General features: G+C 69.2%; 23 protein-coding genes. 17 read left to right on the top strand and 6 right to left on the bottom strand.

Annotation, left to right across the window (positions count from 1 at the left end):
• The first annotated feature begins 1 nt into the window (after position 1).
• The 3 genes from ABZV58_RS13705 (at position 2) to ABZV58_RS13695 (ending at position 2,572) form a co-directional block, all read left to right on the top strand.
• The gene (locus ABZV58_RS13705; RefSeq protein ID WP_355000435.1) at positions 2-940 is read left to right on the top strand and encodes an OB-fold domain-containing protein; all 939 of its coding nucleotides are present in this window, start codon (positions 2-4) and stop codon (positions 938-940) included.
• 68 nt (positions 941-1,008) lie between these two features.
• Entirely contained in the window at positions 1,009-1,401 is a 393-nt protein-coding gene (locus tag ABZV58_RS13700) for a MaoC family dehydratase (RefSeq protein WP_355000562.1), read from the top strand.
• Positions 1,394-2,572 carry a lipid-transfer protein gene (locus ABZV58_RS13695; RefSeq protein WP_355000434.1) on the top strand — a complete coding sequence of 393 codons (1,179 nt, stop codon included), beginning with the start codon at positions 1,394-1,396 and terminating at the stop codon, positions 2,570-2,572. Before ABZV58_RS13700 ends, ABZV58_RS13695 begins: the two co-directional genes overlap by 8 nt.
• A 104-nt stretch (positions 2,573-2,676) precedes the next feature.
• Here ABZV58_RS13695 and ABZV58_RS13690 read toward each other — a convergent pair whose 3' ends face one another.
• A complete protein-coding gene (locus tag ABZV58_RS13690) occupies positions 2,677-3,459 on the bottom strand; it encodes an alpha/beta hydrolase (protein WP_355000433.1) in 783 nt (260 codons plus the stop codon).
• A 317-nt stretch (positions 3,460-3,776) separates the two neighbouring features.
• Here ABZV58_RS13690 and ABZV58_RS13685 point away from each other — a divergent pair, with 317 nt between their 5' ends.
• Positions 3,777-5,114 carry an alpha/beta fold hydrolase gene (locus ABZV58_RS13685; protein ID WP_355000432.1) on the top strand — a complete coding sequence of 446 codons (1,338 nt, stop codon included), beginning with the start codon at positions 3,777-3,779 and terminating at the stop codon, positions 5,112-5,114.
• Between the two features lie 32 nt (positions 5,115-5,146).
• On the opposite strand, the gene ABZV58_RS13680 is transcribed toward ABZV58_RS13685, so the two are convergent.
• Entirely contained in the window at positions 5,147-5,725 is a 579-nt protein-coding gene (locus ABZV58_RS13680; protein WP_355000431.1) for a TetR family transcriptional regulator, read from the bottom strand.
• A 78-nt stretch (positions 5,726-5,803) separates the two neighbouring features.
• Here ABZV58_RS13680 and zapE point away from each other — a divergent pair, with 78 nt between their 5' ends.
• The 6 genes from zapE (at position 5,804) to ABZV58_RS13650 (ending at position 11,203) form a co-directional block, all read left to right on the top strand.
• Positions 5,804-6,880 (top strand): cell division protein ZapE, encoded by a 1,077-nt coding sequence (zapE, locus tag ABZV58_RS13675; protein ID WP_355000430.1) that lies wholly within the window; start codon positions 5,804-5,806, stop codon positions 6,878-6,880.
• A gap of 152 nt (positions 6,881-7,032) precedes the next feature.
• Positions 7,033-7,983: a DUF4129 domain-containing protein gene (locus ABZV58_RS13670; protein WP_355000429.1), complete on the top strand. Its 951-nt coding sequence runs from the start codon at positions 7,033-7,035 to the stop codon at positions 7,981-7,983.
• A complete protein-coding gene (locus tag ABZV58_RS13665; protein WP_355000428.1) occupies positions 7,980-8,477 on the top strand; it encodes a hypothetical protein in 498 nt (165 codons plus the stop codon). The genes ABZV58_RS13670 and ABZV58_RS13665 overlap by 4 nt, the downstream gene beginning before the upstream one ends.
• Before the next feature lie 28 nt (positions 8,478-8,505).
• Positions 8,506-9,468, top strand: a complete 963-nt coding sequence (locus ABZV58_RS13660) for a MoxR family ATPase (protein WP_355000427.1) — start codon at positions 8,506-8,508, stop codon at positions 9,466-9,468.
• Positions 9,465-10,748: a DUF58 domain-containing protein gene (locus ABZV58_RS13655; RefSeq protein WP_355000426.1), complete on the top strand. Its 1,284-nt coding sequence runs from the start codon at positions 9,465-9,467 to the stop codon at positions 10,746-10,748. The genes ABZV58_RS13660 and ABZV58_RS13655 overlap by 4 nt, the downstream gene beginning before the upstream one ends.
• Positions 10,745-11,203 carry a hypothetical protein gene (locus tag ABZV58_RS13650; protein WP_355000425.1) on the top strand — a complete coding sequence of 153 codons (459 nt, stop codon included), beginning with the start codon at positions 10,745-10,747 and terminating at the stop codon, positions 11,201-11,203. Before ABZV58_RS13655 ends, ABZV58_RS13650 begins: the two co-directional genes overlap by 4 nt.
• 346 nt (positions 11,204-11,549) lie before the next feature.
• Here the strand turns inward: ABZV58_RS13650 and ABZV58_RS13645 are convergent, their stop codons facing one another.
• Together ABZV58_RS13645 and kstD are read right to left on the bottom strand one after the other, a co-directional pair.
• The gene (locus ABZV58_RS13645) at positions 11,550-12,410 is read right to left on the bottom strand and encodes a MaoC/PaaZ C-terminal domain-containing protein (protein WP_355000424.1); all 861 of its coding nucleotides are present in this window, start codon (positions 12,408-12,410) and stop codon (positions 11,550-11,552) included.
• A 188-nt stretch (positions 12,411-12,598) separates the two neighbouring features.
• Positions 12,599-14,314 (bottom strand): 3-oxosteroid 1-dehydrogenase, encoded by a 1,716-nt coding sequence (kstD, locus tag ABZV58_RS13640; RefSeq protein WP_355000423.1) that lies wholly within the window; start codon positions 14,312-14,314, stop codon positions 12,599-12,601.
• 114 nt (positions 14,315-14,428) lie between these two features.
• Here kstD and ABZV58_RS13635 point away from each other — a divergent pair, with 114 nt between their 5' ends.
• The 7 genes from ABZV58_RS13635 (at position 14,429) to ABZV58_RS13605 (ending at position 20,500) form a co-directional block, all read left to right on the top strand.
• Complete coding sequence (locus ABZV58_RS13635) at positions 14,429-16,093, top strand: FAD-binding protein (protein WP_355000561.1); 1,665 nt, start codon at positions 14,429-14,431, stop codon at positions 16,091-16,093.
• A 39-nt stretch (positions 16,094-16,132) separates the two neighbouring features.
• A complete protein-coding gene (locus ABZV58_RS13630) occupies positions 16,133-16,918 on the top strand; it encodes a 2-keto-4-pentenoate hydratase (RefSeq protein WP_355000422.1) in 786 nt (261 codons plus the stop codon).
• A gap of 10 nt (positions 16,919-16,928) precedes the next feature.
• Positions 16,929-17,837, top strand: coding sequence for an acetaldehyde dehydrogenase (acetylating) (locus tag ABZV58_RS13625; RefSeq protein ID WP_355000421.1), 909 nt, complete (start codon positions 16,929-16,931; stop codon positions 17,835-17,837).
• Between the two features lie 12 nt (positions 17,838-17,849).
• On the top strand, positions 17,850-18,887 hold the full coding sequence (gene dmpG / locus ABZV58_RS13620) for a 4-hydroxy-2-oxovalerate aldolase (protein ID WP_141807640.1): 1,038 nt from the start codon (positions 17,850-17,852) through the stop codon (positions 18,885-18,887).
• A 170-nt stretch (positions 18,888-19,057) separates the two neighbouring features.
• Positions 19,058-19,864, top strand: a complete 807-nt coding sequence (locus ABZV58_RS13615; RefSeq protein WP_355000420.1) for an SAM-dependent methyltransferase — start codon at positions 19,058-19,060, stop codon at positions 19,862-19,864.
• Between the two features lie 51 nt (positions 19,865-19,915).
• A complete protein-coding gene (locus ABZV58_RS13610) occupies positions 19,916-20,062 on the top strand; it encodes a DUF1059 domain-containing protein (protein ID WP_141807638.1) in 147 nt (48 codons plus the stop codon).
• Positions 20,063-20,113: 51 nt separating this feature from the next.
• Entirely contained in the window at positions 20,114-20,500 is a 387-nt protein-coding gene (locus tag ABZV58_RS13605; RefSeq protein WP_355000419.1) for a hypothetical protein, read from the top strand.
• Positions 20,501-20,611: 111 nt separating this feature from the next.
• On the opposite strand, the gene ABZV58_RS13600 is transcribed toward ABZV58_RS13605, so the two are convergent.
• Positions 20,612-21,010 carry a metalloregulator ArsR/SmtB family transcription factor gene (locus tag ABZV58_RS13600; RefSeq protein WP_355000418.1) on the bottom strand — a complete coding sequence of 133 codons (399 nt, stop codon included), beginning with the start codon at positions 21,008-21,010 and terminating at the stop codon, positions 20,612-20,614.
• A complete protein-coding gene (locus tag ABZV58_RS13595; protein WP_355000417.1) occupies positions 21,010-21,666 on the bottom strand; it encodes an SRPBCC family protein in 657 nt (218 codons plus the stop codon). The genes ABZV58_RS13600 and ABZV58_RS13595 overlap by 1 nt, the downstream gene beginning before the upstream one ends.
• Positions 21,667-21,670 lie beyond the last annotated feature (4 nt).

Below are 21,670 nucleotides of genomic sequence, written 5' to 3'. Positions count from 1 at the left end.
CGTGCCGGACACGTCAACGCCGGAAGCGATCGTCGCCGCCGCCGAGAAGATCATCGCGGCGGGCGAGTGCGCGCCGCGCCTCGCGCGCGACCCGGTGAACCAGCCGATGATCAACAACTGGGTCGAGGCCATCGGCGACACCAACCCGATCTACGTCGACGAGGCCGCCGCCCGCGCCGCGGGCCACCCTGGCGTCGTCGCACCGCCCGCCATGGCGCAGGTGTGGACCATGTTCGGGCTCAACGGTGTTCGCCCGTCCGACGACCCGATGGGCGCCACCACCGAACTGCTCGACGAGGCGGGCTTCACCTCGGTGGTCGGCACCAACTGCGAGCAGATATACCACCGCTACCTGGTGCCCGGGGAACAGGTGAGCGTCACCAGTCGCCTGGAGAGCATCACCGGACCCAAGCGAACCGGTCTCGGCGACGGCTGGTTCGTCACCTTCCGCACTTCGTGGCGGGTGGGTGACGAGCTCGTCACCGAAATGCTGTTCCGCATACTGAAGTTCGCGCCGGGCACGGCCGCCGCCCCGGCGAAGCCGGCGGGGGACCGGGTCAAGCCGCTGGTCTCGTGGGACACCGAATTCTTCTGGGAGGGCACGAAACTCGGCGAACTGCGGATCCAGAAGCTGCCGGACGGCACGCTGCGGCACCCGCCGATCCCCGCCCTGTGGAAGGACAAATCCGAGCCGACCGACTACTTGGTCGCCTCGGGTCACGGCACGGTGTTCAGCTACGTCGTGCATCACGCGCCGAAAGTGCCTGGGCGGCAACTGCCGTTCGTGGTCGCGCTGGTCGAATTGGAGGAGGGCGTGCGCATGCTCGGTGAACTGCGCGGCATCGACCCGGCCGAGGTCGAGGTCGGCCTGCCGGTGCGGGTGGAGTTCGAGAAGCTCGACGACGAGGCCGTGCTGCCGTATTGGACGGTGAACAAATGACAACCGCATCGCGGAGCGATTCAGTGAGGGGTGGTGGCCGGGCGGCGGGTGGACCCGAGCCCACCTCCGTGCAGGTCGGCACGACGCTGCCGGAGTTGGCCGTGCACGCCGACCCGACCTTCGTCATCAGCACGGCCCTCGCCACCCGCGATTTCCAGGACGTGCACCACGACAGGGACAAGGCCGTCGCGCGCGGGTCGAAGGACATCTTCGTCAACATCCTCACCGACACCGGCCTGGTGCAGCGCTTCGTCACCGACTGGGCGGGCCCGCGCGCCATCGTGAAGTCGATCGCGCTGCGCCTCGGCGTGCCGCTGTACGCGGGCGACACGCTCATCCTCACCGGCACGGTGAGCGCGGTCGACGGCGACGACATCCACATCGACGTCGTCGGGCGCGACAGCCTGGGCGACCACATCACGGCGAAAGTCGTCATCGCGCTGCGGGGTACCAATGACTGAGCAGAAACTGTCGGGCCGCGCCGCCATCGTCGGCATCGGCGCCACCGACTTCTCCAAGGACTCCGGCCGCAGCGAGCTGCGCTTGGCGGCCGAGGCGGTGACGGCCGCGCTGGCCGACGCGGGCCTCACGCCCGCCGACGTGGACGGCCTGACCACCTTCACCATGGACACCAACACCCAGGCCGCGGTCGCCAGGGCGACGGGGATACCGCAGCTGAAGTTCTTCAGCCACATCGGTTACGGCGGCGGCGCGGCCTGCGCGACCGTGCAGCAGGCGGCCATGGCGGTGGCCACCGGCGTCGCCGACGTGGTTGTCGCCTACCGCGCGTTCAACGAGCGCTCGGTGTCGCGGTTCGGCCAGTTCTCCACGGCGCTGGCCACCGCGCCGACCTCCTCGGGCATCGACGCGGGCTGGTCCTATCCGCACGGGCTCGGCACGCCAGCCGCGCAGGTCGCCATGGTGGCGCGACGCTACATGCACGTCTACGGCGCGACCAGCGAGGACTTCGGCCGAATCGCCGTCGCCGACCGCAAGCACGCCGCGGTGAACCCGGACGCCTTCTTCTACGGCAAGCCGATCACCTTGGAGGACCACCAGAATTCACGCTGGATCGCCGAGCCGCTGCACCTGCTCGACTGCTGCCAGGAGTCCGACGGCGGTGTCGCCCTCGTGGTGACCAGCGTCGAGCGGGCCCGCGACCTCCCGCAGCGGCCCGCGGTGATCGTCGGCGCCGCACAGGGTTCCGGCGCGGACCAGTACGTGATGACCAGCTACTACCGCGACGCCATGACCGGGCTGCCGGAAATGGGTCTCGTCGGCGAACAGCTCTGGGCGCAAAGCGGTTTGGGTCCGCAGGACATGCAGGCCGCGATCCTCTACGACCACTTCACCCCGTTCGTGCTGATGCAGCTCGAGGAGCTCGGGTTCTGCGGTCGCGGCGAGGCCAAGGAGTTCATCGAGGACGGCGCGATCGAACTCGGCGGCAGGCTTCCGCTCAACACGCACGGCGGCCAGCTCGGCGAGGCGTACATCCACGGCATGAACGGCATCGCCGAAGCGGTGCGCCAGATTCGCGGGACCTCGGTCAACCAGGTCGACTCGCTGCGCAACGTGCTGGTCACCGCGGGGACCGGCGTGCCGACCTCCGGTCTGGTATTGAGCGTCAACTGATTTCCGCCGAAAGTGCCCGCGGGCGTCGGCCGTTCGGTCGGCGCCCGCCTCGGCCGGTGCGCGCGGGTGTCGCCCGCCGAGATACCGGTCCCGGGGCGCGTCGATCAGCTGTGGTCGGCGCGTTCCTGTTCGGTGAGCCCGGCAGCCGTGCGGATGGTCGCCGCGCACAGGGCCGGGTCATCGATCATCGGGACGTGCCCGACGGCGGGAAGTTCCACATACCGCGCTGCGGGAATTCGGCGCCGTGCGACCGCTCCGTTCACCGAGGGCGGGAAGATGCGGTCCTTCGCCGACCAGGCGAGTGTGATGGGGCATGGCAGCGTGCCCAGGGGCGTGACGCTTTCGGTGGTGCTCAGAATGTCGTAGGCGGCGGAGCAGTCGACGAGATCCTGTACCGCGCCGAGCGCTTGGGTCGCGGTGAGGCGATCACCGTGTACGGCAACATCATTGAAGATCAGTCGGCGGACGACAGCCGAGCGCAGCGGCAGCGGGGCGATCCGGTGTACGGCGTCGGCGAGTCGTTTCGTGCGGCGGAGCTTGCCGGTGGGCGCGGTTTCGTCGGCGGCGCCGGTTGTCCAGAATCCCGCCGGGGAGAGTGCGCAGACCGAGCGGGCGCGTCCACGGCGGGCGAGTTCGATGCCCATCCACCCGCCCAGCGAGTTTCCGGCGATGTGCGCCGTGCGTATGCCGCGTTCGTCGAGCAGTTGTTCGGTGACGTCGACGAGATGCTCGATCGTCGCCACGCCCTCGATGCGCGGACCGCCGCGGTGCCCGGCAGCGGTCGGCACGATGAGATCGAACTCGTCGGCGAGCAGCGGAACGATGCTGTCCCAGGCGGCGGCCGACATAGTCACGCCGTGCAACAGCAGCAAGGGATCTTTGTTCACAGGCAGTTTCTCCGACCGCATCGAGGACTCCGGAAAGAGGCCGACACAGCTCTTCGATGCCAGACCACCCGCGAAGTCTGCGGACTGGCAGCGTTCGCTGTCAACAGGTCGGAGCTACCGGTGCGCCTCGTTCGCCGCGGCGCTCGGGCGAGTGCGGGTGCGGCAGTCGTCGGCGCTCGCGCCGGCGTTCGTCTGGGTTGCCGCGGGCCGCGGCGTCGGTGTCCTGCACGCGGTGTCCGGTTGTGCCGCCGCGGTATCGAGCGGCGGTGGCCGCGCGTAGGTTGGAGCGGCATCGTCGCCGCGACGGGAGGAGTCTCATGACCGACCGGCACCTTGTCGACGTCCACATCATGCTCGTCCGCGGCGGCGAGGTGCTGTTGAGCAGGCGACGCAGCGCCGACGAATTCGACGGGCGCTGGCACCTACCGGCGGGGAAGCTGGAAGCGGGCGAGTCGGCCACGGCGGGCGCGGCCCGCGAGGCGCTGGAGGAGATCGGCGTGGTCGTCGATCCCGCCGACCTCCGCCACATCCACACAGCGCACGTCGTCGGCTCCGGGCGCGAAGCCCGTCTCGGGCTCTTCTTCGAGGCCGTGAATTGGTCCGGCGAACCGGTCAACCGCGAGCCCGACAAGTGCTACGAGCTGGCCTGGTTCGCCTTGACGGCGTTGCCGGGGGATGTCATCGAGTACCCCGCCGCAGGCATCCGCGCCTACTTCACCGGCGCGACTTACTCCCAGCGCGGTTGGCCGGTCTCTCGGCCCTCCGGTCAGCGCGTCGAGCGGACGTCCGCGATCGACGGATTCCGGTTGGCCTACGACCGAGCCGGGGCCGGGACCCCGGTCGTCTTGCTGCACGGGTGGCCGAGCGACAGGACCGAATACCGCGACGTGGTTTCGCTGTTGCCGACGCTGGATGTCGTCGTGCCGGACCTTCGCGGCTTCGGTGCGTCCGACAAGCATCTCGCGGACCCTTCGACCCAGTACAGCGTCGACGCGCAAGCACGCAGCGTCATCGGACTGATCCAAGAACTACAGCTGGACCGGCCGGTGCTGGGCGGGCACGATATCGGCAGCAGGATCGCGGTCGCGGTGGCGCGCTTACGACCGGATCTGATCCGGGAATTGGTGCTGACGCCGCCTCTGCCGGGCATCGGGGAACGGATCCTCTCGGCCGAAGCGCAACGAGAGTTCTGGTACGTGCCGTTCAACCAACTCCGGCTCCCCGACGAACTCATCGATGGCAAGCCCGAGGCCGTACGTGCCTTTCTGCGCCACTTCTGGTCGCACTGGTCCGGACCTGGCTTCGCGCTCGCCGACGATCATCTCGATCACCTCGTCTCGGTGTACTCCCCGCCGGGTGCGTTCACGGCATCGCTGGCTTGGTACCGGGTCGGCACGGGCGGAGTCGCCCGCATCGCCGCCGAACGGGCGCCCGCCCCCGACGAGCGCCTTGCGGTTCCCACCACGGTGCTCTGGCCGGACGACGACGTGTTGTTCCCCAGCGGTTGGGCCGACCGGCTGCCCGATTACTTCGCCGAGCTACAGGTCCGCCACGTGCACGCGGGGCACTTCATTCCACTGGAGAATCCCCGAGCCTTCGCCACTGCCATCACCGACGCCGCGAATCGAGGCACCGCCGCTCGACATTCGCCGTGAAGAACTACCGAGTGGCCCCTTCGAGGAGGGCTTCAGCGGCGGAGGTAGGCCGACAGGAGAGTGGTCAGCTGGGTGAGGCTGGCGGGCGTGCCCGCGGGCAGAGTGCTGCGGTTGCCCGCGAAGCGATCGAAGACCGCGCCTTCCAGGACCGCGACGAAGTCGGCGGCGGCGGTATTCGGGTCGGGGAAGCCGTTGGCGCGGAACAGTTCTCGGGCACGTTCGACCGAGAAGAGGCTGTTGGCCAGCCGGGCGTGCAGCTCCGGGTCGCCGATGAGGTCGACGATCAGTGCGTGCCGGGCTATCAGGTGGTCGCGGCGTTCGAGAAGCAGCCGGTCCAACCAGATCGCGATGCCGCGTGCGATGGATGAAAGGTCGGCCGTCTCGGGCGCGTCGAACTTCGCCGAGACGAAATCGCTTCGGGAACGGGCGGATATCCGGTCGGCGATCGCCTCGATCAGCGCGCGCTTGGTGCGGAAGTAGTAAGAGGACGACCCCGGCGGCAGTTCCAGCTCTGTGTCCAGCGCGCGGTGTGTCAGCCCGCGCAGGCCGCGCCGGGCAATGAGCTCGATGGCCGCGTCGACGATCAGAGTGCGCCGGTCGGTTGTGGACATCATCACCTTCTCTGGTCGCCTGCCGGGCTGTGCTCTACAACTGTAGAGGACTCTACATCTGTAGAGCGAGGAGGCTGGATGACGATCGAACTCGCTCGAGATCAGCGCGCGGCGGCCGAGCGGCTGGCGCGTCTGGTGGACCGGCGTGGACGCCCGGTCAAGGGTGCGCGCGGCGTCTACCTGCACGGTCGACCCGGCCGCGGCAAGACCATGCTGATGGACCGCTTCCTCGCCACCGTCGACGCCGACCGCGCGAAGCGATACCACTTCCATTGGTTCTTCGCCGAATTGCACAGCACCGCACACGAAACCGGCTCGATCCACACCGCCATCGAGCGTCTGCTCGGCGCCGCGCGGCTGGTCTGCTTCGACGAGTTCCACGTGCACGACATCGGCGACGCCATGCTCGTCGCCCGCATGCTCGATGCCCTCTTCGCCCGCCGCATCGCGCTGGTGCTCACCTCGAACTACCCGCCCGAGCTGCTGCTGCCGAATCCGCTGTTCCACGACCGGTTCGTGCCGACCATCGCGCGCGTCGTCGAGCACCTGGACGTGATCTCGGTGGACGGACCCACCGACTACCGCACACTGCGCAAGCGCGACGCCACAAGTGGTTTCGCGGCGGGCCGCTATCTGGTCGTGCCGGCCGAGACCGAAGAAGAGAGTCTCGGCGGCCCCGCAAGCGGCGCGGCCGCCGATGCGATCACGGTCTCGGTCGACCATTGCGCTGCCCGCACGGCCGACGCGATTTCGGTTCCGGTCGGTGACCGCACCGCCCCTGCAGCCGACGCCGTCACCGTACCCATCGGCGACCGCGCACTTCGAGCCCGCGCCGTCGACGGCGACGCGATCACCCTCGACTTCACGGCACTTTGCGGCACCCCCACCTCGGCCGCCGACTACGTAAACCTGACCCGGCGCTTCCGGTGCTGGACGATCCGAAACGTCCCCCGGTTGCGCGAGGTTCCGCAGGACTGGGCAGTGCGTCTGGTGAACCTTGTCGACGTCCTCTACGACGCGAATCTGGAACTCACGCTCTTCGCCGCGGCGCCGCTTCCGGAGCTGGTCGACGGCGTGGTCGGCGTTCCGGATATTTCGCGCACCGCCAGCCGCCTCTGTGAGATCTCACAAGCGGTGAACGCCGCGGCTGGGTAGCCGCACTTTGCCCGCCCTACCTGCGACGACTCGTCGGTGACCCGAGTTAAAACGGACATGATCCGAAGTATTCGATTCCCTCCCGAGCGGACCGTTCGGCATGTAACTATGTGGCTGATTCGAGCAGTTCTCAGGTTTGGTGGTAAACGCTGGTGGTCAGGGCGCGAGCGGCGATATCGCGCGTGATCGTGCTGATCACGCTGCTGGCCGTTGCCGCCATCGCGTTGCGCGGGCACATTCCCGGCGCGGTCGAGACCGCCGATCGTCGCTCCGGTCCCTCCGCGCTCGCCTTGGCGCTGATGCCGGTGCTGCTCACGGTCTCGGTGGTGATCCTGCTCGCGGGCGTGATCGCCAGTCAGCACCGGCTGCCGCTCGCCATGCCCGAACCCGATCGCGAGGAGGAGCGCCGCCAATGGCGACTCGGCCGGGTCGGTCTGCTGGTGCTCGCGGCGCTGGCCGGGCTCGCGCTGGTCTTGGCCGCGGCCTCCGCCGTGTTCTTCGTCGGCGTCGGCAGGGAAGTGCAGCCGTCCGAGCCGACGCCCGCCACCGGCGAGGGCGCGCCGCCCGAATATCTCCCGACCACGCCGCCGCCTCAGCCGGGCGGAGCCGAGAGCCTGACCGGAACCAGCTTGGTTCTGACGATCGTGGGCGCGGGCGCCCTGGTCGGTGTCGCGTTGGTCGGTCTGGTGGTGGTGGCCGCGACAGCCCGCCGCAAGCCGGTCGCCGCGCCGCCGCCGGAGACGCCCGCGCCGCCGACCGTCGTCGACTCGCTCGCCAGGGCCGCCGAAATGGGTTTGGCCGCGATGAACGCGCCGGGCCAGGAGCCGCGCACGGCGATCATCGCCTGCTATGTCGCCATGGAGCGTGGCCTCGCCGTCGACCGCGCGGCCGCGCCGCTGGCCTCCGACACCCCGATGGAAGTGCTGGCCCGCGCGTTCGAGCGCGGCGCGCTGCACGACGCGTCCGCCCGCGAGCTGGTCGCGCTCTTCGAGGAGGCCAGGTTCAGCCCGCACTCGATGCTGGAGTGGCAGCGCATGCGCGCCGAGCAGCTGCTGCGCATCGTGCTCGCCGACCTGCAAGGAGAGGTGGTGGTGGCCGGATGAACAGGGCCGGGATCGTGGCCGCCGCGATCGTCGCGGTGGTGGTGCTGGAGCTGGTCGCGTTCGGCAGGGCGCGCGGTGCGATGCTGCTGCTCGCTGCCGTCCCGGTCGCCCTCGCGCTGTTCCAGTTGATTTTGACGTTGCGCGAGCGCGGGAACTCCGACGACGACGACCGCGCCGACGACATCGAGAACGGCCCGCTGGAAATGCTGAACCGCTGGCAGGCGCGGGCCCAGATGCTGGCCGAGCGCGCCGACGGCAGCCGGGCCGACTGGGATCGGCACCTGCGACCGTTGCTCGCCAAAGAATTCGAGTTGTCCACGGGCATGCGGGTAGCCAAGAACCGCAGGGCGACCGAAGCGGCCGGGATTCTGCAGTTCGGACCGGAACTGTGGCGCTGGGTGGATCCGGCGAACTCGGCACTGCGCGATCAGACGACGCGCGCACCGGGCCGGGCGGCGCTGGACGAGATCCTGCGCCGCCTGCAGAGAATGTGAAATGGGTTGAGCGAGTGCGAGTAGACAAATGACGATGCCACTGGACGCGACCGTCCAGCGAACCGAGGCGGTGCTGCGGGAGCTGGGCCGCGTCGTCGTGGGCAAGCGCGACGAATTGCAGCTGATCATGATCGCCGTGCTGTCCGGTGGGCACGTCCTCATCGAGGACCTGCCGGGACTCGGCAAGACGCTGATCGCCAGATCCTTCGCCGCCGCGCTCGGCCTGGACTTCACCCGGGTGCAGTTCACCCCCGACCTGCTGCCCGCCGACCTGCTCGGCTCCACCATCTACGACATGAACTCGGGCCGGTTCAACTTCCGGCGCGGCCCGGTCTTCACCAATGTGCTGCTGGCCGACGAGGTGAACCGCACCCCGCCGAAGACCCAGGCCGCGCTGCTGGAGGCGATGGCGGAGGGACAGGTCAGCATCGACGGCGAGACCTTCCCGCTGCCGCAGCCGTTCATCGTGCTCGCCACCGACAACCCCATCGAATACGAGGGCACCTACCCGCTGCCCGAGGCCCAGCTGGACCGCTTCGCCATCCAGCTGCGACTGGGCTACCTCTCCGAGCACGACGAGACCCAGATGATCCGCAGACGCCTCGAGCGCGGCGCGACGCCGCCGCAGATCAGTCAGGTGGTGGACGCCAACGGGCTGCTGGAGATGCGGCAGTCGGTCGAGTACGTGACGGTGCATCCCGACGTGGTGGGTTACGTCGTGGCACTGGCGGGCGCGACCCGCGGCCACCCGCAGGTCGAGGTCGGCGCGAGTCCGCGCGCCGAACTGGATCTGGTGCAGATGTCGCGCGCCCGCGCGCTCCTGCTCGGCCGGGACTACGTCATCCCGGAAGACGTGAAGGCGCTGGCGATTCCGGCCATGGCGCACCGGATCACGCTGCGCCCGGAGATGTGGGTGCGCCGGATCCGCGGCGAGGACGTCATCGCCGAACTGCTGCGCCGCCTGCCGGTCCCGCGCGCCACCGTGACATGACCCGGTCAAGGCACCGCGACGCCAGCGCCACCGTCGAGGCCGAATTGCGGTGGCGTCCAGCGCCGTTGGTGTACATGCTGGCCTGCTGCGCGGCGGTGGCGTTGGTGGTCGCGGTCGTCTTCGCGCGGTGGCAGTTGGTGGTCTTCGCCGCGCCGCTGCTCGGCGTGCTCGCGACGGCGCCGTGGCAGCAGTCGCGGACCAGGATCCAGGTCGACGGTGGCGGCACGCTGCGCTGCTTCGAGACCGAGGAGGTGGTGCTCACCGTCGCCGCCTTCGTGGAGGCGGGGCACGCGCTGCTGCGCCTGAAGCCGCAGACGGTGCACGGACTCGGGGTCGAGATCGAGGAGGCGAGCGACTCCGGGGCGGCGCCCGCCGGGCTGCGGCTGGCGCTCTCGGCCGGGCGCTGGGGTCGCTACCCGGTGTCGGTGCGGGTGTCCGCGCTCAGCCCGGCGGGGCTCGCCGTCGCGACGGCGACGCTGCCCGCGGGACAGTTGTTCGTCTACCCGGTGACCGATCCGCAGCGAATGCGCTTGCCGCGCACCGACCTTCCGGAACGGCTCGGCACCCACCTGACCCGCAGGCACGGCCCCGGCGTGGAATACGCCGACATCCGCGCCTACGCGCCGGGCGATCAGCTGCGGATCGTGAACTGGCCGGTCAGCGCGCGGCGCGGGCGGCTCTACGTCACCGAGCGGCTGACCAACCGGTCCGCCGACGTCGTCGTACTCGTCGACACCTCGCAGCAAGCGCCGGGCCCGGCGACCGATTCGCTCGAGCTGTCGGTGCGCGGCGCGGCCCAGGTCGTGCAGTCGACATTGCAGGCGGGCGACCGGACCGCGGTGGTCTGCCTCGGCCAGGGCCCGCGCTGGTTGCGGCCCGACATCGGGCGGCGCCAGTTCTACCGGATCGTCGACACCGTGCTCGACGTGGGCGACGAACACATCCCCACCACCGGCACCCTGGCGCCGCACGCCGCGGTGCCGCTCGGCGCGATCGTGGTGGCGTTCTCCACGCTGCTCGACACCCAGTTCGCGCTGGCGCTGATCGATCTGCGCAAGCGCGGGCACGTCGTCGTGGTGGTGGACGTGTTGCGCGGCACGCCGTTTCGGGACGGACTCGACCAGACGCTCGCGCGCATGTGGCAGCTGGAACGCGCCTCCATGTACCGCGACATGGGCACCGTCGGCGTCGACATCGTGCCGTGGGCGCAGGACGCCAGGCTCGACCAGATCATGCGCCTGCTGCCCGAGCACCGCAGGACAGTGCGGGTGCGCCGATGACCAGATTCCTCGCCGTCCTCGCCGGCGTCCTGCTCGTCACGTCGGTTCTGCTGATGTCGCCGCTCGCGGCCCTGCCCGCGCTGATCTTGACGGCGGCGGGCTGGTGGTTCCGTCCCGCCGCGGTCGCCGCCGTGCTCGTCGCGATCGGCGCGCTCGCCTGGGCCGACACCGGTGTACTCGCCGCGGCCGCAACGGGTTTGGTGGCCACCACCTACCTGCTGAACGCCGCGACCGTGACCGCGCCGATCGGCGTCGTGCCGACCACGCTGCCCTCGGTCGTCGGCGCGGTCGGTTTCGCGGCCTGCGCGGTAGGCGCGGCGCTGCTGCCGCTACGTCTGGCCTGGGCTCCCGCGATCGCGCCGGTCGTCGTAATCGTGTTGTACGCCTTGGTGATCCAAGGACTCGGCCCGCGCCGCAGCCGCCAGGAGGCAATGGTCGGGCCACCGTCTGGCTAGACCACACCGGTAACCGCGCGGTCGTCGGCAGGCCGCATGCGGCTCGATCGACGGACTCGGTGGCCGCGGCAGGTACGGGCTGGCAGCGGTCCTGAGCGGTGGCGCGCGTAGCCACCGTGCGTGGGCGGGGTCGGAGTGCCGTGAGTTGGCGGGGCCAGAATGCCGCGAGTGGGCGGGGTTGGGGTTCCGCCCGGCCGCCGTCCTACTGGGTCGTGCGCACCCGGTGCGACGGCAGCCGGGAGATCCGGCCCGAACCGATGGCGGCCCGAATCGGAGAAGATGACCGTCTCCCTCCGAACGAGCGACGGTCACCTCCGGTCTAGCTGAACTCCAGGCTTACGTCCGCCTAGCTGAACTTCAGGCTGACGTCCGCGAGCACCGGCGCGTCCTCGCGCTCGACCACGGTCGCGGCGATGACGAGTTCGCCGTCGGTGCGCCAGATCCGGGTGCGGATGGTCTCGCCCGGGTAGAGCACCCCCGCGAAGCGCGCGCGGAAACCGGTGACGCGGCTCGCGTCGGCGTCCAGCGCGGTGTCCGTCGCGGTCTTGCAGACGATTCCGTATGTGCACAGGCCGTGCAGGATCGGGTTGGGGAAGCCTGCGGCGCGGGCGAATTCGGGGTCGGAGTGCAGCGGATTGCGGTCGCCGAGCATCCGGTACAGCAGCGCCTGCTGCGGCAGCGTGCGCGTGGTGACGTCGAAATCCGGTGCGCGGTCGGGCAGCTCCGACTGCGTGCTCGGGCCGCGCTCACCGCCGAAGCCGCCCTCGCCCTTGGCGAAGATGGACGAGCGGGTGGTCCACAGCGGCGCGCCGTCGGAGCCGGTGATGGTGTGCTCCTGCACGACCACCGCGGCCGAGCCCTTGTCCCAGAGCTCGCTGATCCGACCGGTGCTGGTCGCCTTGCCCGCGGCGGGGATCGGGCGGTGCACCTCCACTTCCTGGTGTCCGTGCACCACCTTCGCCAGGTCGATGTCGATCCCCGGGAAGCTCACCTTGGGCGGCTCCGTCTCGTGCAGAGTCTGCGCGACGGTCGCGAAGGTCGGCAGCACCTGTGGCTCCCGATCGTCGAGGTAGCGCAGCTCTGCGGCGTCGGTCCACCGCGCCCCCGCGCCGAGCCCGAGCTGATAGAGCTGCACATCCGACGGCGTCCACGCGAACTCCCTGCTCGGCAGTTCCGCGCCGAGCGCGATCTTCGGGTCGATGGGCATCAGTTCTCCTTGTGCATGGTTGTGGACGGATTCGATCGCGGCCCACGAATCGATCCTGCGGGCGAGCGCGCCCCGCTGACAACGCCGTACCCACTCGCCGGGACAGCGGTTGCCACACACTTTTCACACGGTTCACATAGGCATCGCCTGTGCGAACCGTGTGGTGGCTCTGTGGCAACGGCATGCGGTCACGCCTCGGAGGCGGCCGCCTCGGGCTGCTCCTGCTTGCGCTTGGCGATGTCGAGGACCGCCAGGTAGCCGAAGGTGATGGCGGGTCCGATGGTCGCGCCGGGCCCGGCGTAGGTGTGGCCCATGACCGGCGTCGAGCAGTTGCCCGAGGCGTAGAGGCCCTCGACGGTGCTGCCGTCTTCGCGCAGCACCCGGCCCGCCGAATCGGCGACCAGACCGCCCTTGGTGCCGAGATCGCCGGGCACGATCTTGGCCGCGTAGAACGGGCCCTGCACCAGTCCGGCGAGGCAGGGATTCGGCTTCACCGTGGGGTCGCCGTAGTAGCGGTCGTAGTGACTGTTGCCGCGGCCGAAGTCCTCGTCGGTGCCGGTCTCGGCGAACTTGTTGAACCGCTCGACGGTCGCGGCCAGATTTTCCGCGGGCACGCCGATCGCGGTCGCCAGCTCTTCCAGGCTGTCGGCCTTGACGATGTTGTCGTTTTCCATCCAGCGGGACGGAAAGCGCAGACCAGGCTGCAATCCGGCGAAGATGTAGCGGTTGCGATAGCGCTGGTCGAACACCAGCCACGCCGGGATGTTCTCGCCCGGACCCTCGCCCTGCCCGTATTCGCCGCCGTACATGGTGTGCCCAGCCTCGACGTAAGGAGCGGACTCATTACCGAATCGCTTGCCGTCGCGGTTGACGATGACGCAGCCGGGCAGATTGCGCTCGGCGAGGGCGAACCACGGGCGACCGCCTTTGAAGACGGTCGGCCCCCACCAGGCGTCTTCCATGAAGTCGACCGCGCCGCCCGCCTCGATGCCCGCGCGGATGCCGTCGCCGGTGTTGGCCGCCGCGCCCGTCGTCCACTCGGTGGTGATGGGCTGGCGCTGGTACTTCGCGCGCATCTCCGCGTTGTGCTCGAAACCGCCGCTGCCCAGCACGACGCCGTGGCGCGCGGTGAACACGACGGGCTTGCCGTCCACCAGCGCCCGCACGCCCGTGACCACGCCGTTCTCCACGACGAGTTCCGTCATCGGCGTGTTCAGCAGCACCGGCACGTTCGCGTCCAGCAGCCCCTTGCGCATGGCGGCGATGATGGCCTGACCCATGCCGACGATGTGCTTGCCGGTGAACTTCGCCCAGTAGGTGCGCGCGCCGACGCGCATGGCGCGCATCATGCCCTTGGGGTGGCGGCGGATGAGGTTGAGGCGAACGAAATCCGCCTGCATGACGACCACGTTCAGCGGCGCCTTCGCATACGGAGGCTCCAGCTTGTCCTTCTCCGCACCCAGCACTTTGATGTCGAACGGCTTGGGCTCGCAGGAGCGTCCCTCGCCGAGACCGCCGGGCGCCTCCGGGTAGTAGTCCGAGTACCCGGGCACCCACTTCATCTTCAGCGGGGTGTGGTCGAGGACGAAGTCGAAGGCCTCGGCGCCGCGGTCGATGTAGGTGTCGATCCGGTCCTTGGGCACCACGTCGCCGACGATGCTGTGCAGGTAGGTGCGCGCGTCTTCCCGGTCGTCGGGACGACCCGACGCGCGCAGCGCCTTGTTGCCGGGGATCCACACGCCGCCACCGGAGCGCGCGGTCGACCCGCCGTAGTGCGCGGCCTTTTCGATGATGACCGCGCTGAGGCCGTGGTGAGCCGCGGTGAGGGCGGCGGTCATGCCCGCGGCGCCGCTGCCGACCACCACCACGTCGTAGCTGTGTGGCTCGAGAACCGGATCTGTCATGTAGAACACGTTATAGAATGGACGCGCCATTGGTCTATGTTGTGTGGCAGAAGACTTGCTCGGCGTTCCATTTGTCGAGGAAACTTGTTTCAGTTTCGGACCGGAGTGAAGTACATGGGCCTCGAATGGGACCTCACCGCTGACGTGGTCGTCGTCGGCTACGGCGCCGCGGGTGCGTCCGCCGCGTTGGCAGCGACGGAGGCGGGCGCGCAGGTAGTGGTGTTGGAGCGGTTCAACGGAGGCGGCGCGTCGGCGCTGTCCGGCGGCATCATCTACGCCGGTGGCGGCACGTCGGTGCAGCGCGAGGCGGGGGTGCGCGATACGCCGGAGCAGATGCTCGCCTATCTGGAACGCGAGGTCGGCACGGCCGTCACACCGGCGACGCTGCGCCGTTTCGTGGACGAGAGCCCGGCCATGATCGAGTGGCTGAAGGGGCACGGCGTGCCGTTCGAGGCCTCGCTCTGCCCGTACAAGACCTCGTACCCGAACGACAGCTACTACCTGTACTACTCCGGCAGCGAGGTCTCCGGTTACGGCCGCGAGGTCGCCGAGCCCGCGCAGCGCGGCCACCGCGTCAAGGGCAAGGGCACCTCGGGCAAGCAGCTCACCGGTCCGCTCGCCGCCTCCGCCGCGCGTCGCGGTGTGCGCGTCGAAACCCTCACCACCGCAACGCGATTGATCACCGACGACAACGGCGAGGTGATCGGCGTCGAGTGCCGATCGCTGCGCGACGCCCCCGGCCGGGTCCGCGACCGCTACAGCCGCATGGCCAAGGCCGCCGCCAAACCGGGCATCTACTATCCGCCGCTGCGCAAGTCGCTGGAGAAGCGCCTCGACCTGCTCGATCGCCGCTACGGCACGACGATCCGGGTGCGGGCCAGTCGCGGCGTCGTGGTCAGCGCGGGCGGCTTCATCGCCAATCGCGCCATGCTCGCGGAGTACGGTCCGCAGTACCGCGCCGGTCTCGCGCTCGGCACCACCGGCGACGATGGCAGCGGCATCCTGATGGCGCGGCAGGTCGGCGCGGCGACCGACCACATGGGCAACGTCTCGGCCTGGCGATTCATCCTGCCGCCCAGCGCTTTCACCGGCTCGGTGCTGGTCGACGCGCACGGCCGCCGCGTCATCGACGAGACCCGCTACGGAGCCGCGGTCGGCAACAAGCTGATCAACGAGCACGAAGGCAAAGGCTGGCTGCTCGCCGACGCGCGACTGATGCGCACCGCGATCGAGCAGATCCGCACCCAGGCGACCTGGTTCCAACGCGCCCAGTTCGAGGTGATGCGCCGCAACGCGGTGCGCGGCGCGACGCTGGAAGCCGTTGCGGCCAAAGCGGGTATCGATCCGGCCGGACTGCGCGCGACCGTCGACGCGCACAACGCCGCCATCGAGCACGGCACGCCCGACCCGGTCGGCAAGCCCGCCGAATTCACCGAACCCGTGCGCAGCGGCCCGTACTGGTTGTTGGATGTGGGGATCAAGCCGAGCCTGACCAACCCGTGCCCGATGCTCACCCTCGGCGGCGTTGTCGTCGACGAGCAGACCGGTGCGGTGAAGAACGCCGAGGGCGACGACATTCCGGGCCTGTTCGCCGCGGGACGGACCGCGGTCGGCATCTGCTCGGATTCCTACGTCAGCGGTCTGTCGCTGGCCGACTGCGTCTTCTCCGGTCGACGCGCGGGACGGTCCGCGGCGGGCGAACAGGTGGCGGCGCGAGCGACGGCCACGGAGGCGGTAGCCAGCGTGACCACGAAGGGGACCGGGAGCGGCGCGAGTTGAACACAGTCCTCGAAAAAGCAACAGCGGAAGGAAATTAGCGTGCTGTCCGACGCGGTACGAACCGAACTCGCCGACGAACTCGCGCGGGCCGAGAACGATCGGGTCGCCATCGACCCGCTGGTCGCGCGATACCCCGACATCGACGTGGTCGACGCCTACGAGATCCAGCTGATCAACATCCGCCGCCGCCTCGACAGCGGCGCGCGCGTGGTCGGCCACAAGGTCGGCCTCTCGTCCAAGGCCATGCAGCAGATGATGGGCGTGGACGAGCCCGACTACGGGCACCTGCTCGCGGAAATGCAAGTGTTCGAAGATATTCCGGTAGAGGCGAACCGCTACCTCTTCCCGCGCGTCGAGGTCGAGGTCGGGTTCGTGCTCGGCGCCGACCTGCCCGGCGCGGACTGCACCGAGGAGGACGTGCTCGCCGCGACCGTCGCTTTCGCGCCGTCGATCGAGCTGATCGATTCCAGGATCAAGGACTGGAACATCGGCCTGTGCGACACCATCTCGGACAATGCGTCCTCGGCCGGTTACGTGCTCGGACCCGAACGGGTCGCGCCGAAGGACATCGACATCAAGGCCATCGACGCGGTGCTCACCCGCAACGACGAGGTGGTCGCCGAGGGCCGCAGCGACGCGGTGCTCGGCGATCCGGTCATCGCGGTGGCCTGGCTGGCGCGCAAGGTCGCCTCGTTCGGCGTGCGGCTGAAGAAGGGCGACGTCGTGCTGCCAGGCTCCTGCACCCGCGCCATCGACGCCCGTCCTGGCGACAAGTTCCACGCCGAGTTCGCCGGACTCGGTTCCGTCCGTTTGCAATTCATTTAGGAGGCCTGTCGTGTCCAACGGGACCGTCACCGCCGCGATCGTCGGGTCCGGCAACATCAGCACCGATCTGCTCTACAAGCTGCTGCGCTCGGAGGTCATCGAGCCGCGCTGGATGATCGGCATCGATCCGGAGAGCGAGGGCCTGAAGCGGGCCCGCGGGCTCGGGCTGGAGACCTCGCACGAGGGCGTCGACTGGTTGCTCGGCCAGTCCGAGCTGCCGGACCTGGTCTTCGAGGCCACCTCGGCCTACGTGCACCGCGCCGCCGCGCCGAAGTACGCCGAGGCGGGTATCCGCGCGGTGGACCTCACCCCGGCCGCGGTGGGTCCCGCCGTGGTGCCGCCGGTGAACCTCGGCGCCAACCTGGACGCGCCGAACGTCAACATGATCACCTGCGGCGGCCAGGCCACCATCCCGATCGTCGCGGCGGTGTCGCGCGTCGTGCCGGTGCCGTACGCCGAGATCGTCGCCTCGGTGTCGTCGGTGTCCGCCGGTCCGGGCACCCGCGCCAACATCGACGAGTTCACCAAGACCACCAGCCGCGGCGTGGAGACCATCGGCGGCGCCGAGCGCGGCAAGGCGATCATCATCCTGAACCCGGCCGAGCCGCCGATGATCATGCGCGACACCATTTTCTGCGCCATCCCGGAGGACGCCGACACCGACGCGATCGCGGACTCCGTCCACCGGATGGTCGCCGACATCCAGCAGTACGTGCCCGGCTACCGCCTGCTCAACGAACCGCAGTTCGACGAGCCGTCGGTGGTTTCCGGTGGCCTGGCGAAGGTTTCGGTCTTCGTCGAGGTCGAGGGCGCGGGCGACTTCCTGCCCCCGTACGCGGGCAACCTCGACATCATGACCGCCGCGGCCACGAAGGTCGGCGAGGTCATGGCACAGCAAATCGCTACGAGCCGGGTGTAAGGAGCAGTCCCCATGGCTTACTCAGCAGAACTCGACATCCGCGTCACCGACACCTCGCTGCGCGACGGCTCGCACCACAAGCGCCACCAGTTCACCGCCACCGAGGTGCGCGACATCGTCGCCGCACTCGACGGCGCGGGCGTTCCGGTCATCGAGGTGACCCACGGCGACGGACTCGGCGGTTCCTCGTTCAACTACGGTTTTTCCAAAACTCCTGAGCAGGAATTGGTCACGATCGCCGCGCAGACGGCCAAGCAGGCCAAGATCGCGGTGCTCATGCTGCCCGGCGTCGGCGTCAAGGAAGACATCAAGGTCTCCCAGGACAACGGCGCGTCCATCTGCCGCATCGCCACCCACTGCACCGAGGCCGACGTCTCCATCCAGCACTTCGGACTGGCTCGCGAGCTCGGGCTGGAAACCGTTGGCTTCCTGATGATGTCGCACACCCAGCCGCCGGAGGTGCTCGCCAAGCAGGCACGCATCATGGCCGACGCCGGATGCCAGTGTGTCTACATCGTCGACTCGGCGGGTGCGCTTGTCCTGGAACAGGTTTCCGATCGCGTCGCGGCCGTGGTCGCCGAGCTCGGCAACGACGCGCAGGTGGGGTTCCACGGTCACGAGAACCTCGATCTCGCGGTGGCCAACTCCATCTACGCCATTCGCGCGGGCGCGACCCAGATCGACGGCAGCGCACGCCGTTTCGGCGCCGGCGCGGGTAACACGCCGGTCGAGGCACTGGTCGGCGTCTGCGACAAGCTGGGCATCAAGACCGGCATCGATTTCTTCGCCATCGCCGACGCCGCGGAAGACGTCGTCCGCCCGGCCATGCCGCAGGAGTGCCTGCTGGACCGCCAGGCCCTGATGATGGGCTACGCGGGCGTGTACTCGAGCTTCCTCAAGCACGCCGAGCGCCAGGCCGAACGCTACGGCGTCTCCGCCGCCGAGATGCTCGTCCGCGCGGGCAAGCGCAAGCTCGTCGGCGGTCAAGAGGACCAGCTCATCGACATCGCGCTGGAGTTGCAGCGGGAGCAGGCCGCGGTTTCCGCCTGAAACGGGGTTTCGAGAATCCCGGTCCGCGAGCGGATTGCCACCGCTCGCGGGCCGGTGCCGAGGCGAATTCGGCTGCGGTCGTTGACAGTCGGAGGCCGACGGCCTGCCGCGGCCGAGCGTGATCTCCTACTATTGGCGGGGACAATGTCCGGCGAGTCGGGGGTGCGAATGTGTCCGATAGCTCGAACGTGATAGATCAGTCCAAGCCGAGCATCGCTCGGGTTTACGACTACCTGCTCGGCGGTAAGGACTATTACCCCGTCGATCAGGAGATCGGCGACCACTTCAAGAACAACCTTCCCGGTTCGGTGGTCATCGCGACCTCCAATCGCGAGGTGCTGGTTCGCGCCGTCGGCGAGCTCGCCAAGGCGGGCCTGCGGCAGTTCATCGACCTCGGCAGCGGCCTGCCGACCGCCGACAACGTGCACCAGGTCGCGCAGCGGCACGTGCCGGACGCCAAAGTCGTTTACGTCGACAACGATCCGATCGTCCTCGCGCACGGGCGCGCGCTGCTGGAGGCCGACGATCGGACGGTCGTCATCCAGGCCGACGTCCGCGACGCGAAGGGAATTCGCGAGCATCCCGACGTCATCCGGCTGATCGATTTCGAGCAGCCGGTCGCCGTCGTCTTCAGCGCGATCCTGCACCACCTCAACGACGACGAGAACCCGGCGGAGATCGTCCGCTTCTGGACCGACCAGATCCCCTCCGGCAGCGCGGTCTTCATCTCGCACTTCCGCTCCGGGAACAACGCCGAGACCGAAGCGGTAGAGCAGAAGTTGCAGTCCACCTTCGGCCGCGGCCGGTGGCGCACCGACGAGGAGATCGCCGAACTCTTCGGTGATCTCGAGATCGTGGAACCGGGTATCGTCCCGGTCCCGCACTGGCGGCCCGGCCCCGTCACCGGCCCGACCCCCGTTCGCGAGCTCACCGTGTGGGAGCAGCTGATCGTCGCCGGTCTGGCCCGAAAGCCCTGATATCACTTTCCATTCGGTCGGCGACCCGCCGACCGCGACCTAGGACGAACAATGAAGCGAAACCTGAACTGCCCCTGCGGTGAGTCCATCGTCGGCGCCGACGAAGACGATCTCGTCGCCAAGACCCAGGCGCATCTCGCGGAGAAGCACCCCGGGCACGAGTACTCGCGCGACGAGATCCTTTTCATCGCTTTCTGATTAGGAGCATTTCTTAAGGAGCCCGCGAGCCGTGGCAGCCATGGTCTGTTCATGAGAACTTTCGTGGCACTGGCGGCTCTGGGACTCGCGCTCTGCGGCGGCGCAGGTACGGCGTCGGCCGGAGCGGGAGCGCACGCCGACTCTTGCGCGGGCGCGGTCGCCGGATGGGGAACCTTCACCGCCGTCATCAACCAGACGGCCATCGTGCAGAACGGTGTCGTCACCAGCGAGACGCACACCATGGTCTACAGCGGGTTCCTTGCGGGCATGGAAGACGCGCCCATCGTCGCAGCCGATGACCTCCACATCATCTACCGGAGCGGGAAGATCGACCTCGCGGTGCCCTACAAGGATGGCGCGAATCTGTACTTCCGCAACAACTCCGCCGTCGCGACTCCCGGGCGTTCCGGTGGTTGGTACCGGCTGTGTGAAATGTGAGCGCCGCGCGAAGAGGCTCGGCTCGGCGGCCGGCGCGCCTGTCGCTCACGCGGCGCTCCGTAGCCCGCGGCTGATTCGGGCGCTGCCTGGTTCCCGGCGGTGCGGCTCCGTTCACGCCTGCCGCGCGCTCCTGCTCGCCTCCTCGACGGGCGGCTCGGCGGTGCGGCGGGCCCGTTTGCCACGGGCGATTTCGGTGGCGAGGGCGTCGAGGGGCTGGCTGAACCGGTGCAGCGGTTCGGTCAATTCGGTGAGCCAGGCGCGGGCCGCGTCCAGACCGGCGGGGTCGAGCGCGTACAGGCGGCGCGTGCCCTCGGCGCGCACGCTCACCAACCCGGCGTCGCGCAGCACCTTGAGATGCTGGGAGACGCCGGGCTGGGAGATGGAGGCGCGCTGCTGCACGGCCGCGACAAGCGCGCCCGCGGGCTGCTCCTCGGCCGCCACCAGCTCGAGGATGTAGCGGCGGATCGGATCGCCGAGCGCCTCGAAGATCTTCGCCGGAGACGCGACCATCAGGACTCGGCGCCGTCCTCGGGCTCGGTGGTGTAGAAGGTCACCGTCTGGTCCGCCGCCGTGATCGCCTCGGTCGGGTCGTCGCCGTCGGCGACCGCCGCGTCCGCCCACCCGTTGGCGGCCCTCCTGATGAACTCCACACCCTCGGGAGTGGTGTGGAAAGTCAGCACCTCGGCGGCGTCCAACGCCGCCGCGGACTCTACGTGCAGACCGAGTCCCAGCAGCGCGAGATCCCAGCCGACGCCCACAGCCCCCGGACCGTACTGCGCCCAGAACTCCGGATCGACCGGCGCTTCGTGCTCGAGCTCCAGAACGGTCCCGTCCTCGCTCGCGCTCAGCGTCACCGTCAGCCACGACACCTGCGGGCCCATCTCCCACGTCACCGCGAACCGCCGCGGCGCCTCGCACTCCTCGATCACCCCGTTCGCGTTCCCCTCGAGCTGGTACTTCCCACCCAGCTCCAGATCCCCGCTCACCGGCAGAAACCACCGCGGAATCCGCTCCCCATTCGTCAACGCGTCCCACAGATCCGCCTGATCCGTCGGATAACTCCGCCGAGCCACCGCGATCCGCGTAACCTCCCCACCCCGCTCCCCGGTCCGAACCTCCCGAGCCACCAGCCCGGCGATCCCCACGGGATCCGTCAACAAGGCCATACCA

Origin of the sequence: Nocardia sp. NPDC004654, assembly GCF_040609595.1 — a bacterium.
Taxonomy (GTDB): Bacteria; Actinomycetota; Actinomycetes; order Mycobacteriales; family Mycobacteriaceae; genus Nocardia.
The sequence above is the reverse complement of the archived record's forward strand: the minus strand, read 5'-3'. Positions and strand labels throughout refer to the sequence as shown.